Source organism: Sorangium sp. So ce426 (assembly GCF_051475585.1).
Classification (GTDB): domain Bacteria; phylum Myxococcota_A; class Polyangia; order Polyangiales; family Polyangiaceae; genus Sorangium; species Sorangium cellulosum_B.
Window position 1 is genome coordinate 6,919,708 of record NZ_CP150341.1, and the last position, 15,101, is coordinate 6,934,808.

16 protein-coding genes are annotated in these 15,101 nt (G+C 71.7%); 7 read left to right on the forward strand and 9 right to left on the reverse strand.

Features of this window, described 5'->3' with window-relative positions; translation table 11 throughout:
• Positions 1-146: 146 nt before the first annotated feature.
• Positions 147-563: a tellurite resistance TerB family protein gene (locus tag WMF44_RS25730; RefSeq protein ID WP_437292677.1), complete on the reverse strand. Its 417-nt coding sequence runs from the start codon at positions 561-563 to the stop codon at positions 147-149.
• A gap of 153 nt (positions 564-716) precedes the next feature.
• Between WMF44_RS25730 and WMF44_RS25735 the strand changes: the two genes are divergently transcribed.
• Entirely contained in the window at positions 717-1,454 is a 738-nt protein-coding gene (locus WMF44_RS25735) for a tetratricopeptide repeat protein (RefSeq protein WP_437292678.1), read from the forward strand.
• A gap of 27 nt (positions 1,455-1,481) precedes the next feature.
• Here WMF44_RS25735 and WMF44_RS25740 read toward each other — a convergent pair whose 3' ends face one another.
• Both WMF44_RS25740 and WMF44_RS25745 read right to left on the reverse strand, forming a co-directional pair.
• Positions 1,482-1,850, reverse strand: a complete 369-nt coding sequence (locus WMF44_RS25740) for a hypothetical protein (protein ID WP_012237412.1) — start codon at positions 1,848-1,850, stop codon at positions 1,482-1,484.
• A 10-nt stretch (positions 1,851-1,860) separates the two neighbouring features.
• Positions 1,861-2,211 (reverse strand): hypothetical protein, encoded by a 351-nt coding sequence (locus WMF44_RS25745; RefSeq protein ID WP_437292679.1) that lies wholly within the window; start codon positions 2,209-2,211, stop codon positions 1,861-1,863.
• A gap of 189 nt (positions 2,212-2,400) precedes the next feature.
• On the opposite strand from WMF44_RS25745, the gene WMF44_RS25750 reads away from it, so the two are divergent.
• Complete coding sequence (locus WMF44_RS25750) at positions 2,401-3,111, forward strand: nucleotidyltransferase family protein (RefSeq protein ID WP_437292680.1); 711 nt, start codon at positions 2,401-2,403, stop codon at positions 3,109-3,111.
• Here the strand turns inward: WMF44_RS25750 and WMF44_RS25755 are convergent.
• The 3 genes from WMF44_RS25755 to WMF44_RS25765 all read right to left on the reverse strand — a co-directional run bounded on the left by WMF44_RS25755 (position 3,100) and on the right by WMF44_RS25765 (position 5,856).
• A complete protein-coding gene (locus WMF44_RS25755; protein WP_437292681.1) occupies positions 3,100-4,245 on the reverse strand; it encodes a DegT/DnrJ/EryC1/StrS family aminotransferase in 1,146 nt (381 codons plus the stop codon). The genes WMF44_RS25750 and WMF44_RS25755 overlap by 12 nt on opposite strands.
• A gap of 77 nt (positions 4,246-4,322) precedes the next feature.
• Complete coding sequence (locus tag WMF44_RS25760) at positions 4,323-5,321, reverse strand: SDR family NAD(P)-dependent oxidoreductase (RefSeq protein ID WP_437292682.1); 999 nt, start codon at positions 5,319-5,321, stop codon at positions 4,323-4,325.
• Positions 5,322-5,493: 172 nt separating this feature from the next.
• A complete protein-coding gene (locus WMF44_RS25765) occupies positions 5,494-5,856 on the reverse strand; it encodes a hypothetical protein (protein WP_437292683.1) in 363 nt (120 codons plus the stop codon).
• A gap of 179 nt (positions 5,857-6,035) precedes the next feature.
• Between WMF44_RS25765 and WMF44_RS25770 the strand changes: the two genes are divergently transcribed.
• The gene (locus WMF44_RS25770) at positions 6,036-6,896 is read left to right on the forward strand and encodes an endonuclease/exonuclease/phosphatase family protein (RefSeq protein WP_437292684.1); all 861 of its coding nucleotides are present in this window, start codon (positions 6,036-6,038) and stop codon (positions 6,894-6,896) included.
• A gap of 78 nt (positions 6,897-6,974) precedes the next feature.
• Positions 6,975-7,970 carry a cysteine synthase A gene (cysK, locus tag WMF44_RS25775; RefSeq protein WP_437292685.1) on the forward strand — a complete coding sequence of 332 codons (996 nt, stop codon included), beginning with the start codon at positions 6,975-6,977 and terminating at the stop codon, positions 7,968-7,970.
• Between the two features lie 50 nt (positions 7,971-8,020).
• Here the strand turns inward: cysK and WMF44_RS25780 are convergent, their stop codons facing one another.
• Positions 8,021-9,568, reverse strand: coding sequence for a complex I subunit 4 family protein (locus tag WMF44_RS25780; protein ID WP_437292686.1), 1,548 nt, complete (start codon positions 9,566-9,568; stop codon positions 8,021-8,023).
• Positions 9,565-10,932 (reverse strand): proton-conducting transporter transmembrane domain-containing protein, encoded by a 1,368-nt coding sequence (locus WMF44_RS25785; protein ID WP_437292687.1) that lies wholly within the window; start codon positions 10,930-10,932, stop codon positions 9,565-9,567. The genes WMF44_RS25780 and WMF44_RS25785 overlap by 4 nt, the downstream gene beginning before the upstream one ends.
• On the opposite strand from WMF44_RS25785, the gene WMF44_RS25790 reads away from it, so the two are divergent.
• Positions 10,915-11,220 carry a hypothetical protein gene (locus tag WMF44_RS25790; protein ID WP_437292688.1) on the forward strand — a complete coding sequence of 102 codons (306 nt, stop codon included), beginning with the start codon at positions 10,915-10,917 and terminating at the stop codon, positions 11,218-11,220. The two genes, WMF44_RS25785 and WMF44_RS25790, sit on opposite strands and share 18 nt — an antisense overlap.
• 103 nt (positions 11,221-11,323) lie before the next feature.
• Here WMF44_RS25790 and WMF44_RS25795 read toward each other — a convergent pair whose 3' ends face one another.
• A complete protein-coding gene (locus WMF44_RS25795; RefSeq protein WP_437292689.1) occupies positions 11,324-12,397 on the reverse strand; it encodes a sigma-54 interaction domain-containing protein in 1,074 nt (357 codons plus the stop codon).
• 152 nt (positions 12,398-12,549) lie between these two features.
• Here WMF44_RS25795 and WMF44_RS25800 point away from each other — a divergent pair, with 152 nt between their 5' ends.
• Together WMF44_RS25800 and WMF44_RS25805 are read left to right on the forward strand one after the other, a co-directional pair.
• Positions 12,550-14,340, forward strand: coding sequence for a phosphoenolpyruvate carboxykinase (GTP) (locus WMF44_RS25800; RefSeq protein WP_437292690.1), 1,791 nt, complete (start codon positions 12,550-12,552; stop codon positions 14,338-14,340).
• An 18-nt stretch (positions 14,341-14,358) separates the two neighbouring features.
• Positions 14,359-15,099, forward strand: a complete 741-nt coding sequence (locus tag WMF44_RS25805) for a hypothetical protein (protein WP_437292691.1) — start codon at positions 14,359-14,361, stop codon at positions 15,097-15,099.
• Positions 15,100-15,101: the final 2 nt, after the last annotated feature.

Below are 15,101 nucleotides of genomic sequence, written 5' to 3' on the forward strand. Positions count from 1 at the left end.
AAGACCAGGTCACGGCGAGGCCATCGTAACCGAAAACGCCGGCGCCCGTTCACCCCGCCGCGCGCGCCCCGCGCAGCGGCCCGCGTTCGCGGCGCAGGGGGCGCCCCTGTCCCCCCGCGCGCGGCGCGCCGAGGGCGGCCGGCCGCTCATGAAGCGGCGAGCTTCCGCACGATCTCCGCGGCCTCGGCCTGATCGAGCTCGAGCGCCGCGGCGACGTCGAGCAAGAGCTCGCGCTCGCTGCTCCTGACGATCCCGTCGGCGACCACGACCTGAGCGGCCAGGAAGAAGGCGACCTTTCGGGCCTGCGGGCTGGCGAGCCGTTCCTTGAGCGACGCGAGCCGGGCCGCGCGGCCCTCCTTGTGGAGCTGCTCCACCACGGTCTGGAGGAGCGTGTCCATGGTGCTCTGCGGGATCCGTCGATCCGTGAGCGACTCTACGCTCCGGGCGAAATGGATCTTCTCCTCCGGGCTGAACTCGCCGTCGGCGAACGCCGCGAGGAACATCAGCTCGACGAGCGCCTCGAGGTTCGGCTCATCAAGCGTTTGCAGCGGAGGAGGGCTCATCTGGGGCATCGTCTCCGTGTACACCGAGGCCCGGCGCGGGACCAGCCCTGGAGCGCTCCCCTTACCCCGCGCGCCCGGGGCAAACGCGGCGGGGTTGAAAGTGCCCGAGGGGCGGCATTGGGAGAGCGCTCCCTGTGTGTCATGAGTTCGAGCATGCACGTGCGCGAACTCGCCCAGTCGCTCCTCGGCGCGCTCTTCCTCTGCGGCTGCAGCAGCGCGACCGCGGCGCGGCGCCCTGCCGATCCGGGCCGGCCTGCACCCGAGGGGCGCGCGGCGACACCGCGAGCCGCGGCGAGCGCCGAGGCGGCCCCGCCGCCGCTGCGGCTGCCGTGCGAGGCGGACGATCTCGTCGGCTGTACGAACGGCTGCGCCGACCACCAGATCGAGGACTGCGCGACGCTGGGATCGATGTACCTGGGCGGAGCGATCGTCTCGATCGACGTGGAGCGAGCGATGACGCTGTTCGAGAGGGCGTGCGCGGAGGGGAGCGCGCGCGGCTGCCTGCGGCTCGGCGACGCCTACCACGATCGGCTCGCGCGCGCGGGCGGCGCCGGCGGGGCGAGCGAGGCGGACGAGGCGGCGCTCTACTGGCACGCGCGCGCATGCCACGCGGGCGCGAACCTCGGATGCCTCGCGGCAGGCAGGGCCTACCTCCACGGCCAGGGCGCGAGCGCCGATCCCGGGCGCGCGGCCGCGCTGTTCCAGCGCGTCTGCGAGCGCGGGAACGCCCCCGCCTGCGTCGAGCTCGGACATCTCCACGCGGAGGGCGAGGGCGTGAAGCGCGACGACCGGAAGGCGGTCGAGCTGTTCACGAAGGCGTGCAAGCTGGGCCTCGACGAGGGGTGCCTGCGGGCGAGCCGGTCCGGCGACGTCCTCCCGCCGCGCGACTGACGCGCCCTCGACCGCCGCGCTTCGCCGTCAGTCGGTACGGCGGCGCTGGGCGATGTCCAGCGCCGCCGTGATCATCGCGGTGAGCTGTGTGTCCGACACGTTCTCGGAGGGAAGCACCACGAGCTCGGCGCCGATGCGCCGCGACAGCTCCATGAACCCTTCCGGATCGAACGCCCGCACGTCCTGCGTCATCACGATGGCCAGCGGGTGCAGCCATGCCGCGCTGCCGCGCAGCGACACGAGATCGCACGCGAGCAGGTCGGCGCCTTCGACGAAGACCAGCCGCCGGCAACGCTCCGCGAGCTGCTCGCTGGCGCTCACGATGAGCACCACCGAGGCCGACGCCGTCCGCTTGCTGCGCCCCGCTGGTCGTGTCGGTAGCTCTCGCGTGCTCATGAAGCCCAGGTCAGCGAGCGAGCAGCGGGCGCCCGTACGGGACGGGCCCGCCGCCCGGCGCCCGGGTCCGCGCCTCGTCGGCGAGGGCGAGATCCATGACGAAGGAGCCGAACGGCAACCGGAAATCCCGGTCGTTCGGCTTGGTCGCGTAGAGGGCGAGCAGCGAGAGCACGCTCCCGATCTGCGCCGCGGCCGGATCGCCCTCGCACGCGTTGAAGCGGTCGGCGAGCGTGCACAGCTGCCGGAAGAGCGGACCGCCCGGGTGCGGGCCGGCGCTGCACATGGCGAAGGTGCCGCTGCCTCGATATCCGAGCTTCCGGCGCTTCCTGGCGGGGGTACGGGACGGAGGTACCATCGTCATGATTGCTGCCCAAGTCGCCTGTGAGGGGTGAATCGCCCCACGCCGGGGCTGACCTGCCGCGGGACGCTCTCCAACCAGTAATAGAGCAGCCCGAAGAGAGTCAATCGGAGAGGACGCCGCGGGCCGGGCGAGCGTGAAATTCTGCTGAATGGTCCCCCGTCCGGGCAGCGCGTGGGTATACGTCATCGCATGAAGGCAGTCGTGCTCGCCGGCGGCAAAGGGTCCCGGCTCCGCCCCTACACCGCCCTTATCCCGAAGCCGCTCATGCCGATCGGGGATCACACGATCGTCGAGATCCTCCTCCGGCAGCTGGCGCGGGCGGGGGTCACCGACGTCGTGATGTGCGTCGGCCACCAGGCCGCGCTCATCGAGGCGGTCGTCGGCGAGGGGAGCCGATACGGGCTGCGCATCGCCTACCAGCGCGAGGACGCGCCGCTCGGGACCGTGGGCCCGCTCCGGGTCATCGAGCGGGACCTGCCGGAGCGCTTCCTCGTGATGAACGGCGACATCCTCAGCGATCTCGACTTCTCGGCGCTCCACCGGACGGGCGAGTCGACCGGATCGCCGCTCACCGTCGCCGTCTGCGAGCGCGCCTCGAAGATCGACCTGGGGGTGCTCGACCTCGGCGCCGACGGGCGCGTCGTCAGCTTCCGCGAGAAGCCGACGTACACGTTCTGGGTCAGCATGGGCATCTACGCGATGAGCCGCGGCGTGCTGCGCTTCATCCCCGAGGGCCGGCCGTTCGGGTTCGACGACCTGATGCACGCGCTGCTCGGCGCCGGCGAGCCGGTGGCCACCTTCCCCTTCCGGGGCCACTGGCTCGACATCGGAAGGAGCGACGACTTCGCCGAGGCGCAGGACGAGTTCGAGAAGAACCGGCAGCGGTACCTACCGGAGTGACGCGGCGAGCGCCTCACACACGGCGTCGACGTCGGCGTCGGCCATGCGCGGGTGGAGCGGCAGCGTGAGCTCGCGGCCCGCGATCGCGTCCGTCCGCGAGAGCCCCTCCTTGCGCACCCGGTCCGAGGCGCCGTGGTGCGAGAAGCGGTGGATCGGCGTGTAGTGCACGCTCGTCTGGACCCCGCGCGCCTTCATGGCCTCCATCACGGCCTCGCGCGAGGTGCCCTCGGGCAGGAGCACCGGCATGAGGTGGTGCGCGCTCTCCCCCAGCCCGCGCGCGTAGAAGTCGCGGTACGGCAGCCCGAGGCCCCGCGCCCCGGCGAGGCGCTCGTGGTAGCGCGCCGCGAGCGCGCGCCGACGCGCGTTGCCCGCCGCGAGCCGGCCGAGCTGCACGAGGCCGATGGCGCTGCGGATCTCGTCGATGCGGTAGTTCATGCCCGCGTCCACGACGTCATAGGTGAACGCGTGCCCCTTGTGCCGATCGAGGGTGAGCGTCGTCATCCCGTGCGCGCGGAGGAGCCGCATGCGCGCGTGGAGCGCGTCGTCCCTCGCGATCACGGCGCCCCCCTCGCCGACCGCGAGGTTCTTGTTCGAGAAGAAGCTCAGGCAGCCGACGTCCCCCAGCGTCCCGAGCGCCCTGCCCCGGTAGCTCGCGAGCGGCGCGTGCGCCGCGTCCTCGACCACCGCGAGCCCCCGCTCGGCCGCGATCGCGCAGATGGCGTCCATGTCGCAAGGGTAGCCGGCGTAATGGACGACCGCGATCGCCCGCGTCCTCGGGGTGATCTTGCGGACGATGTCGGCGGGATCGACGCTGAGGTCGTCGCCGCCGACGATGTCGGCGAGCACCACGTTGGCCCCGCACAGGAGCGCGGCGTTGGCGGTCGCCACGAACGTGAGGCTCGGGCAGATGACCTCGTCGCCGGGGCCCACGGAGAGCGCGGTGTACGCGAGGTGCAGCGCGGCGGTGCAGTTCGTCACGGCGAGCACCCTCGGGGTGCCGAGCGCCTCGCCGAGCGCCCGCTCGAACTGCGCCGTCCGCTCCCCCATCGTCAACCAGCCCGACGCGACGACCTGCCGCGCGGCCTCGGCTTCTTCAGGCCCGAACGAGAGATCGCTGAGAGGTATCTTCCACATGGCCTTCCATCCATCCAGCCGGCGCCCCGCGGAGAGGGCGCGCGAGGCGCCGGCCCCCGGCCGCGCGGCGGCGCGCGTCAGATCGCGTACTCGCGCGGCCGGTAATCGGTGAGGTGACGCTCGACATAGGCGTACGTCCGCGCGAGCCCCTCCTCGAGCGGCACGCGGGGCGCATAGCCGACGAGCTCCGCGGCGCGACGGAAATCGGCGAGCAGCACCATGACCTCGCTCGCGTCGGGGCGCACCCGGGCCTCGTCCGTCACGAGCTCCGCGCGCTTGCCCGTCACCTCGAAGATGAGGCGGACCAGATCGCCGATGGAGATGGCGCGCCCGCTCCCGACGTTGAGCGTCTGCCCCACGGCCCGCGCGCTCGATCCGACGAGGAGGAAGCCGGCGACGGTGTCGGTCACGAAGTTGAGGTCCCGCACCGGCGTGGTGCTCCCGAGGCGGAGAACGGCGCTGCCGGCGGCGAGCTGCTGCATCACGCTCGGGATGATCGCGCGCGACGACTGCCGCGGGCCGTAGGTGTTGAACGGCCGGATGGTCGCCACCTCGAGGCCGAACGAGAGGTGATAGCTCTCGGCGAGCTTGTCGGCGCCGATCTTCGTGGCCGAGTACGGGGACTGGCCGGTCAGGGGGTGCGCCTCGTCGATGGGCGTGTAGCGCGCGGTGCCGTAGGTCTCGCTCGTCGACGTGTGGACCACGCGCGCGCCGTGCTCGCGCGCCGCCTCGAGGACGTTCAGCGTGCCCTGCACGTTGGTCGCCACGTACTGCTGCGGGGCCACGTACGAGTACGGGATCCCGATCAGGGCAGCGAGGTGGAACACGACGTCGGCGCCGCGCACGAGCGACCGGACCGCGCCCGCGTCCTCCACGTTGCCGGGGGCGACCTCGACCTGCGCGAGCACGTCCTCGGGGAGCCGGTCGAGGTGCCCGCGCCGCGAGCCCGAGGTGTACCGGACGAGCGCCCTCACGCGCGCGCCCTCCCGGACCAGCGCCTCGACGAGGTGGCTGCCGATGAACCCGCCGGCGCCGGTCACCACGACGCGCTTGCCGCGATAGAAGCCTTCGCTCACGGCCGCGTCCGTGGCCCCTGCGGGTTCGCGCGTCAAGCGCGTACCGAGGCGGCGCGCCCGTTTGCGCCCGGCAGCGCGGCCCCGCGCGCGGCGCGGGCCGGCGCGCGGCGCGCTCGGGCAGCGCCGCCGCGCAGCGGCCCGCGGGGCGCGCTGGCGGACGGCGTGGCGGGGATCACTGGATCTGGATCTGGTCGGCGGGCGTGTTGCCCGCCCCCTCCGGCGTGCCGATCTCGCGGTGCACGCAGAGCCCCTGCTTGCAGTAGGCGTCCGGCGGGGGCTTGCAGTCGACCTTGGGCTCCTCGCACTTGCCCGTCTTGTAGCTCTCCGAGAGGGGCTTGATCTTGTCGAAGGTCGCGTTGCTGATGGGCTTCGCACAGCCCGGCCACTCGCTCTGACGGCAGTCGGCGTCCGTGTTGCAGTGCTGCGCCTTGTTCACCATCTCGAAGGCGTCGCCGCGGAGTTTGTCGCACTCCTTGGGATCCATCTTGCTCTCGCAACCGGCGACCAGCGCGAGCAGGAGGAAGCTCGCGGTCATGCGGAGCGAGGTCCGAGGTCGGAAGGAGGCCGATCCTGGCCGCCCGCGTCGACGAGCACACGTGATCATTCAGGTTCTCCCGGTCAAGGCCGCCCTTCCGCGCCGGAGGGGCAGCGGCCTGCGCCGGGCCCTTCGTATCACGGCTGGATCCGGGCGCGCAGCTGGCGTAGCCCGTCGGCATGGAACGTCCTCGAGAAGGCTCCGGGATCAGCGGCTCCCCGCACGGCGGATCCGGCATCCGTGTTCGCAGCTCCCTCCGGGTGCTCAGCCTGAACATCTGGAACCGCCACGACCCGTGGGAGGCGCGCCTCGAGGTCATCCGGGAGGGTCTCCGCGAGCTCGATCCCGACGTGGTCGGCCTCCAGGAGGTGCTGTCGTACGAGGGCCGCTCGCTGGCCGACGGCATCGCGGACGGGCTCGGCTACGAGGTCGCGTTCGGCGCCGCGCACGACCTCGGCGGCGGCGTGCTCTTCGGCAACGCCGTGCTGTCGCGCTGGCCGATCGCGCGGAGCCAGGCGTTCCCCCTGCCCACGGGTGAGACCGACGAGAAGCGCTCGATCCTGCTCGCCGAGCTCGGGTCGCCCCACGGCGCGATCCCGTTCTTCGTCACCCACCTCAACTGGAAGTTCCACCACGGCGCCGTGCGCGAGGCGCAGGTCGCGGCCGTGGCCGACATCGTCATGCGCGAGGCGCCCATGGAGGGCCTGCCGCCCATCGTCGTCGGCGACTTCAACGCGCAGCCCGAGGCCACGGAGATCCGGTTCATGAAGGGGCTGCACGCCCTGAACCAGAAGAGCGTGTACTTCGCCGACACCTTCGACCAGACGGGCAAGGGCCCCGGATTCACCTTCGATCCCGTGCGGAACCCGTTCGCGGCCATCACGAACGAGTACCCGCGCCGCATCGATTACGTCTTCGTCCGCGGCCCGGACGCGCAGGGGCGAGGCAAGCCGCTCTCGTCGAGGGTCGTCTTCGAGGAGATCCGCAACGGCGTCGCCGCATCGGATCATTACGGGGTTCTCTCGGAGATCTCGATGTAAAGCGGGCCGGCGCCCCTGGAGGGGCGTGCGCTCCGGCACGTTGCCCGGGGATGCCCTGTTCACGTGTACACTGGCGGCATGTCGTCCCCTCGAGCACCGGGCGACGGACCGCCGAGTCCGCCCGACGCGCCTGGTGAGAGCTCGGCTCCTCCGCCTGCTGGCGCGCTCCGCGTCGGTCCGGTCGTTGCGGACGCCCTGTCGCTCATCGGCGGCACGCCGCTCGTCCGCCTTGCCCGGATCTCGCCCGAGGGCGGGGGCGTCGTCTACGGCAAGCTCGAGTCGATGAACCCGGGCGGCAGCGTCAAGGACAGGGCGGCGCTCGGCATGGTGCTCTGCGCCGAGCGCGAAGGGATCCTCAGGAGAGGGTCGACCATCGTCGAGGCGACGAGCGGCAACACGGGGATCAGCCTCGCGATGATCGCCGCCGTGCGCGGCTACCGCTGCGTGGTGGTCATGCCCGAGGACATGAGCGTCGAGCGCCGGCACGTCCTCCGCGCTTACGGCGCCGAGATCGTCCTCACGCCCGAGGGCCAGGGCATGGCCGGCGCGGTCGCCCGCGCGATCGAGATCTGCGAGGCGACCCCCGGCGGGTGGATGAGCCAGCAGTTCCAGAACCCGGCGAACCCCGGCGCCCACGCGCGCGCCACCGGCCTCGAGATCATCGCGCAGACCGGCGGCGACATCGCGGCCTTCGTCGTCGGCGTGGGCACCGGCGGCACGCTGACCGGCTGCGGGCGCGTGCTCCGGGATCAGCTCGGCGGCGCTGTCCGCATCTGCGCCGTCGAGCCGGCGAAGAGCGCCGTGCTCTCCGGGCGAGGCCCCGGCCCCCACGGCATCCAGGGCCTCGGCCCCGGCTTCGTCCCGGCGATCCTCGAGCGATCGCTCATCGACGAGATCCTCACGGTGACCGAGGCCGGCGCCTCGCGCATGGCGCGGCGGCTCGCCCGCGAGGAGGGGCTCCTCGTCGGGCCGAGCTCCGGCGCCAACGTCCACGCGGCCGTGGAGATCGCGCGCAGGGTGCGCGGGACGATCGTGACCGTGCTGCCCGACTCGGGAGAGCGCTACCTGCTCTGAGCCACCCCCGGCGGCGGCGGGCGCAGCGCGCGCCATCCGCCGGACGCGGCTCAGGGCGACGTTCGTCCGTCACGGCGGGGCGCTCGGCCGTCCGCGTCGATGGAGCGGCGGTTCGCCGCCGCCGCGAGGCGCGCCTGCGCGCCGTGCGCCACGTCGTGGAGGACCCGCTCGACCACCGGCGCATGGATCGCGATCAGCCGCGTCGGGGCCACCCCCAGGACCAGGGTGAGCGCGACCAGCGCGAGCAGGAACGCTCGCTCGCGGAGCACGAGCGCCTCCAGCGCGGCGCCCTTCAGGTGGCGGCGGAGCGGCCCCAGGAAGGTCCGCTGGAACGCCCGGAACAGCGTGATCCCGTTGAGCGCCGCCGCCGTCAGCGCCAGCACCGCGAGCACGGGATGGGCGTGCAAGATTCCATGCAGGAGCAGGTCCTCGCTCACGAACGAGAGCGCCCCCGGCATCCCGATCATGGCGCACGCGAGCAGGAAGAAAAAGGCGGCCATGCGGGGCGTCCGGGCGACGAGGCCGCCGAGCTCCCGCGTGTCCGCCGTACTGGCGCGCGCCTCGATCGCGCCGACGACCATCGCGAGCCCCGTGATCGCGATCGACAAGGCGACGCTCTGCAGGAGCGCGCCGCTCACGCTCTGCGGGCTCAGCGAGGCGACCCCCAGGAGCACGAGCCCCTTCTGGCTCGCCACGAGGTAGCCGAGCAGCCGGCGCAGATCGGTCTGGACCAGCGCGAGCACCGCGCCGTGCAGCGCGCTGATCAGGCCGAGCACGGCGAGGATCGGCATGCCGTCGGCCGAGCCCGCGGGCAGGAGCGTCACCCCCACGCGGACGAGCACGCAGACGCCGACCTGCATCTGCGCGAGCAGGATGGTCACGCCGAGCGGCCCCCGCTCCAGCAGCACCGGCAGCCAGCCGTGGAACGGCACGGCGGCCATGCGCATCAGCACGGCGATGCCGACGAGCGCGAACAGCGGCGACTGCCATGCTTCGGGGACGCCGGCGCGGGCGATCTCCTCGACGTCGAACGGCAGGGCCGCGCCCTGGCGCGCGGCGAGCACGGCGATGGCGCCGATCGCCACGACGAGCGGCGCCGTGCCTCCCAGCAGGAAGATGCGGCAGGTGCGCCGGAGGAGCGGGTCCTCGGCGCCCTTCCTGGCGACCAGGCGATCCACCGGCACGAGGGCGGCGACCCACGCGGCCGCGAGCACCGCGAGATCGACCGCGCAGAACACGCCGAGGATGGCGCTGCCGGTGGCGAGCAGCGCGGCGGCGCTGGGCGGATCGATCGCGGCGCGCGGGCTCGCGGCGAGCAGGGCGAGCAGGACGAAGCCGAGCAGCGGGAGCAACGTGATGGTGAAGCCGTCGAGGCCGAGGCGGAGGCGCGCGCCGAGGAGCGGCAGGGTGGGCCCCCCGGCGGTGAGCGCGACGCCGGCGTGGGAGAGCGCGAGCAGCAGCAGCGAGAGGAGCAGGGTGAGCGCCGCGCCGATGAGGGCGACGCGGCGCGCGCGCTCGTCGCTGCGCGCCCGGGCGGCGACCAGCGCCGCGATCGCGGGCGTGAGGACGAGCGTCCCGAGGAGCGGAAAGGCGTTCACGTGCGAGCCCTCTTCGTGTCGCGCGCGCGGGGCTGGAAGGCCGCCGCGATCTCTGTCTCTCCGCGCGCGCCCTCGTCGCCGGGCGCCGCGGGGGTGCGCTCAGGCCAGCCGCTCAGCGCCGCCACCCAGCGGCGCTCGCTCCGGTCGAGCAGGCGCCCGAGGCGCATCAGCGGCGCCGCGACCAGCCGCTCCTGCAGCCCGCGGTCGAGCGACAGCCAGTACGCGCGCCGCACGAGCGCCGCCGGCAAGAGACGGCCAGCGAGCCCGAGGTGCGGCAGCGGCTCGCCGGCGTGCGCGGCCCGGATGTCCTGCGCGTCGCGGAGCGCCGAGGGGGCGCGCAGCAGCTGGTACACCCCGGCGTGCACCGAGATGGCGCCGTAGAAGAGCGCGCTCGATGGCGTCGGCTCCTCCATGGCCCGCGGCAGCCAGCTGCCCAGAGGAAGCTGCGCGCTCTTGCCCATCGCGGCGAGGAACAGGCACAGCGCGAGCGCCGTGGCCGCGCCGGGCCCGAGCGGCGCGGCGCCCCCGGGCCACGGCGAGCCGCCGAACACCTCGCCCCACTGCGAGGAGCGGGCGACGTCGTGCATGAGCACCGCGCCCCCGAGCAGCCCGATGTCGCAGAGCCGGTAGGTGATGTACACCCGCACCGCGGCCCGCGGCGGCGCCTCGCGCTCGTGGAAGGAGGCCACGAGCAGCACGCTCGTCGCGCCGACGAGCTCCCAGCCGGCGAAGAGGAGGTCGACGGAGCCCGCCGACACGAGCCCCAGCATCCCCGTCGAGAACAGCGCGAGGAGCAGGAAGAAGCGCGCGAAGCCCGGCTTGCGGTGCAGGTACGCCACCGAGAACCTGCCGACCAGGAGCGCGATCAGCGAGACGAGGAGCATCATCGTCGCCGACAGCCGCTCGACGAGCAGGACGACCTCGAACGCATAATCGCCGAGCTCGAACCAGCGGCCGAGCGCCCCCGGGACGACCGCGTAGGGCGCCGTGACGGCCGAGAGCCATATCGCCAGCGAGGCCGCGAGCGAGAGCGCGAGCGTGGAGAGCACGACGCGCGACACGACCCGCTCGCTCGGCGTGCGAAGGAGCAGCAGGTAGGCGCCGAGCGCGGCGAAGGCCGCCGCCGGAGAGAGCGCGTCGAGCGCGCGCTGAGCAAGCTCCCCGAGCGACCTGAGCGCCCGGCGGCGGCCGGCGGCGCGCGCTCGCAGCGGGCGAGCGACAGCTGGGGGTGGAGGGCGTTCATCGCAGCCCCGGCGCTTGCCGCGCTGGCGGTCGCCGTCTTCGCGGCGGGCGACAGGGGCGCGTGCTCTCCGGCGATCGAGCGATCCGAGGAGCGTGCCGTCGCCTTGCCTGACGAAGGGCACGCGTGGACGCACCTCGATCTGTGGACTCACCGCCACGCGGACGAGCCGGCGGTGGTCCAGCTTAAGGTGCCGGAGCACGTGCGCGTGCGGTTGCCCGACGGCGAAGGTGGATCGCTGGAGCAGCACTGCCGGCAGGAGCGCTGCTCACACAGGCTGACGAGCTACCGCGGCGACGCGCCGCTCGGCGTGGCCGTGGCTCAGCCGGGCCGGTATGAGATCCACGTCCGTCACGAGTCGAATGAGGCGCGCGTGCGCGAGCGCTTCGTTCTGATAGCTGAACGCGAGTGAGCCCAGCGAGACATGTTACCGCGACCTGGTCGGCTCCGGTCGTTACCGCGACCTGCAGGCAGCCCCAACCTCGGTAGTCGGCAGCCGGCCGGGCCGACGCGGCTCATTTCTTCGCCGCCCTCTGCTCTCCACGGACAGGCCCGCTTGGCACCCGCACGCGCCCCGCTGCGACGTAGCGTTGCACCGTCCTCAGGCTGATCCGAAGTCGCGCCGCCGCCTTGACCTTGTCGCCCCCGTCGCGCTCCAGCGCCGCCTCGACGATCTGCTGGATGAGCGACTCCAACCCGTCGTCGAGGTCGAGCGCGGGCGAGGTGCTGGCGCGCGACACGCCCGCGGCGGCTTCTTCCGGCACGGCCAGCGAACGGACGCTCTCGGGCAGATCGGCCACGCGCACCTGCCGCCCATCCCGGAGCAGGCAGAGCGTCTCCACGACGTTCCGGAGCTCGCGCACGTTGCCAGGCCAGTCGTAACGGAGCAGCAGCGCCTTGGCCTGCCGGCTGAACCTCGGCGGGCGGACCCCGTGTCGCGCCGAGTGCTGCGCGGTGAACTGATTCAGCAGGGGCTGGATGTCCGCGCGTCGCTCACGCAAAGCGGGGACATTGAGCGTGATGCCCTGGATTCGATAGAACAGGTCGGCGCGAAAACGACCCGCGCGCACCTCCTGATCGAGGGGTCGTAGCGTGGCGAACATCAACCGGACATCCGCGTCGATCTTCGTCGCGCCGCCGACGCGCATGTACCGGCGATTTTCGAGGAATCGCAGGAGCTTCGCCTGCATCGGCATCGGCATATCACCGATCTCGTCGAGCAAGAGCGTGCCCCGCTCGGCCGCTTCGACTTTTCCCTTCGCTCGCTCGCTTGCCCCGGTGAACGCGCCGCGCTCGTGACCGAAGAGCTCGCTTTCGAAGAGCGCGTCGGGGATGGCCGCGCAATTGATGGGCACGAACGGCCCCCGCCGGCGCTCCGAGAGCTCGTGCGCGCGTCTCGCCAGCACCTCCTTGCCGGAGCCGCTCTCGCCGATCAGCGTCAGGGTGACGTCCTTCGCGGCGACGGCGCGAAGGATCTGGTCCGCCTTCTTCATGGCGTGGGAGCGCATGATCGGCTCAAACACCACGTCAGGTCGTCGTTTTCGCTCTCGCACGCGAGAAATAGTGGGCGATCTTGTCGCAACCTGCAAGCCCGACCGCGAGATCGGCTCCCGCGATCCACGTCGCCCCTCGACTGGCGAAATTCGTCGGCTGTTCGCCCTGGAAATGCCGAGAAAGCGCGCCGCTTCGAGCGCTCCTGGCGCGGTGCGCGGCCAGCCCCTGCTCCGGCACGGATTCTGCTGTGACCAAGACCAAGACCATGAACGAAACTCCCACGACGAACCGCGCGCTCCGCGCCTGGGTCCAGGCGATCGCCGAACACACGCGCCCCGCACGCATCCGTTGGTGCGACGGGAGCGAGGAGGAGCAGGCCACCCTCGAGCGCGACATGGCGCTCTCCGGTTCGTTCATCGAGCTGGATCCACGGACCCACCCTCGTTCATTCCTGCATCGATCGGATCCAACGGACGTCGCGAGGACGGAGCACCTCACCTTCATCTCGACGCGACGACAGGAGGACGCGGGGCCCACGAACCACTGGATGAGCCGAGAGGAGGCGCAGGCGCGCGTATGGCCGCTCTTCGCAGGCGCGATGAAGGACCGGACGATGTACGTTGTGCCGTACCTGATGGGCCCCGCGGGTTCGCCCTTCAGCCGCGTCGGGGTCGAGCTTACCGACAGCCCATACGTCGCTCTCAATCTCCGGATCATGACCCGCATGGGCCGCGCGGCGCTCGGTCACCTCGGCGCCACGGAGAGCTTCGTTCGTGGCCTCCACAGCCTCGGGGACCTCTCGCCGGACAGGCGCTTCGTCGTCCATTTTCCCGAGACCCTCGAGATCTGGAGCATCGGCTCGGGGTATGGCGGCAACGCCTTGCTCAGCAAGAAGTGCCACGCGCTGCGCATTGCGAGCGCGCAAGCGCGCGCGGAAGGCTGGCTCGCCGAGCACATGCTCATCCTCGGCTTGACGAGCCCCGAGGGGCGCACGCACTACGTCACGGCTGCCTTCCCGAGCGCGTGCGGCAAGACCAACCTGGCGATGCTCGTCCCCTCGATCCCGGGGTGGAAGGTCGAGACGGTGGGTGACGATATTTGCTGGATGCACCCTGGCAGCGACGGACGGCTCTGGGCCATCAACCCGGAGAACGGCATGTTCGGCGTCGCACCAGGGACCAGCCTCAAGACCAACCCGAACGCGATGAAGTCGCTCGCGCACGATGTGATCTTCACGAACGTCGCGCTGCGCGCGGGCCGTCGCGTATGGTGGGAGGGGATGTCCCAGCTCGACGAGCACGAGGTCATCGAGGATTGGCGCGGCGCGAAGTGGACGAAAGGCTCCGCGACGTCTCCTGCCGCGCATCCGAACTCGCGCTTCACCGTCCCGCTGCGGCAGTGTCCCAGCGCGGCAGGCTCCTTCGATCTCGCCACGGGGGTGCCGATCTCGGCCATCCTCTTCGGGGGGCGCCGATCGAAGCTCGCCCCCCTCGTCTACGAAGCGCGGAGCTTTCGTCACGGCGTCTACGTCGGTGCGACCATGGCGAGCGAGACGACCGCCGCGGCGACCGGCGCTGTGGGCGTCCTCAGAAACGATCCCATGGCGATGCTCCCCTTCTGCGGGTACAATATGGGCGATTACTTTGCGCACTGGATGGCCGTTGGGAAGGGACTCAGTCGTCCGCCGAAGATCTTTCATGTCAACTGGTTCCGGACGGGGGACGACGGGCGCCCCCTGTGGCCCGGGTTCGGCGACAATATCCGCGTCCTCAAGTGGATTCTCGAGCGTGTCGAGGGCACGGCGACCGCGCGCGAGTCCGCGATCGGCCTCCTTCCGCATGAAGGGGGAATCGACCTGACCGGGATGGACCTCTCGAAAGACGCGCTCTTCCAGCTGCTCGCGGTCGACAGCGGCGCGTGGTTGAGGGAAGCCGACGGCGTCCTCGAGTTCCTTCGCAAGTTCGCGGATCGACTCCCCGCGGCGCTGCTGGCCGAGCACCGATCGCTCGTCAAGCGGCTGCACGATTCGCTGCATTGAGCTGATCTGGGAGAACTCGTGGAAGACCATACCAAAACTTCGGCGGCGAACGTCTGCCGCGACACAAACATTTCCTCCATAGATGGCCGCGCGGCCGGACCACTGGCAGGCGCCGTCGCGCAGGCGCTGCGAGCGGGGCGCAGCCCCCGAAATCACGACTTCGACCGCTTCCTTCCCGACGAGCTGCGCCGCGTCTCCGCTCAGTTCTGGACGCCGATCGAGGTCGCTGTTCGCGCGGCCCAGTGGCTGGACGAACACGACGTGCGCACCGTCGTCGACGTCGGGTCGGGCGCCGGCAAGTTCTGCGTGGCGGCGGCGCTGGCGGGACGCAGCCACTTCACGGGGATCGAGCAGCGATCTCGGCTGGTCATGGCGGCGCGCGGCCTCGCGCGGGTCTACGAGATCGAGGACCGCGTTCGTTTCGTCGAGGCCGCCCTGGGGAGAGCGGAAGTCCCTCGCGCGGACGCCTACTACTTCTTCAACCCGTTCGGCGAGAATCTCTTCGGACGAGAAGACCACCTCGATGAAGACGTCGAGCTGGGGGTCGATCGATACCAGCGCGACACCGCGGCCGCCGAAGAGCTCCTCAACGAGGCGCCGCTCGGGACCTATCTCCTGACGTACAACGGATTCGGCGGGCGGGTGCCGGACAGCTATGACGAAGTCCGCGTCGATCGGGAGCTCCCAAACGTCCTGCGGATGTGGCGAAAGGCGCGCCTCGTGGCTGCCGGTCCGGGCCTACCTGCGGACGAGCTCTGATC

What these genes read in the sequence shown, in the direction of transcription:
- WMF44_RS25730 (WP_437292677.1), bottom strand. Translation starts at nt 563, where the DNA reads ATGAGCCCTCCTCCGCTGCAAACGCTTGATGAGCCGAACCTCGAGGCG.
- WMF44_RS25735 (WP_437292678.1), top strand. Translation starts at nt 717, where the DNA reads ATGCACGTGCGCGAACTCGCCCAGTCGCTCCTCGGCGCGCTCTTCCTC.
- WMF44_RS25740 (WP_012237412.1), bottom strand. Translation starts at nt 1,850, where the DNA reads ATGAGCACGCGAGAGCTACCGACACGACCAGCGGGGCGCAGCAAGCGG.
- WMF44_RS25745 (WP_437292679.1), bottom strand. Translation starts at nt 2,211, where the DNA reads ATGACGATGGTACCTCCGTCCCGTACCCCCGCCAGGAAGCGCCGGAAG.
- WMF44_RS25750 (WP_437292680.1), top strand. Translation starts at nt 2,401, where the DNA reads ATGAAGGCAGTCGTGCTCGCCGGCGGCAAAGGGTCCCGGCTCCGCCCC.
- WMF44_RS25755 (WP_437292681.1), bottom strand. Translation starts at nt 4,245, where the DNA reads ATGTGGAAGATACCTCTCAGCGATCTCTCGTTCGGGCCTGAAGAAGCC.
- WMF44_RS25765 (WP_437292683.1), bottom strand. Translation starts at nt 5,856, where the DNA reads ATGACCGCGAGCTTCCTCCTGCTCGCGCTGGTCGCCGGTTGCGAGAGC.
- WMF44_RS25770 (WP_437292684.1), top strand. Translation starts at nt 6,036, where the DNA reads ATGGAACGTCCTCGAGAAGGCTCCGGGATCAGCGGCTCCCCGCACGGC.
- cysK (WP_437292685.1), top strand. Translation starts at nt 6,975, where the DNA reads ATGTCGTCCCCTCGAGCACCGGGCGACGGACCGCCGAGTCCGCCCGAC.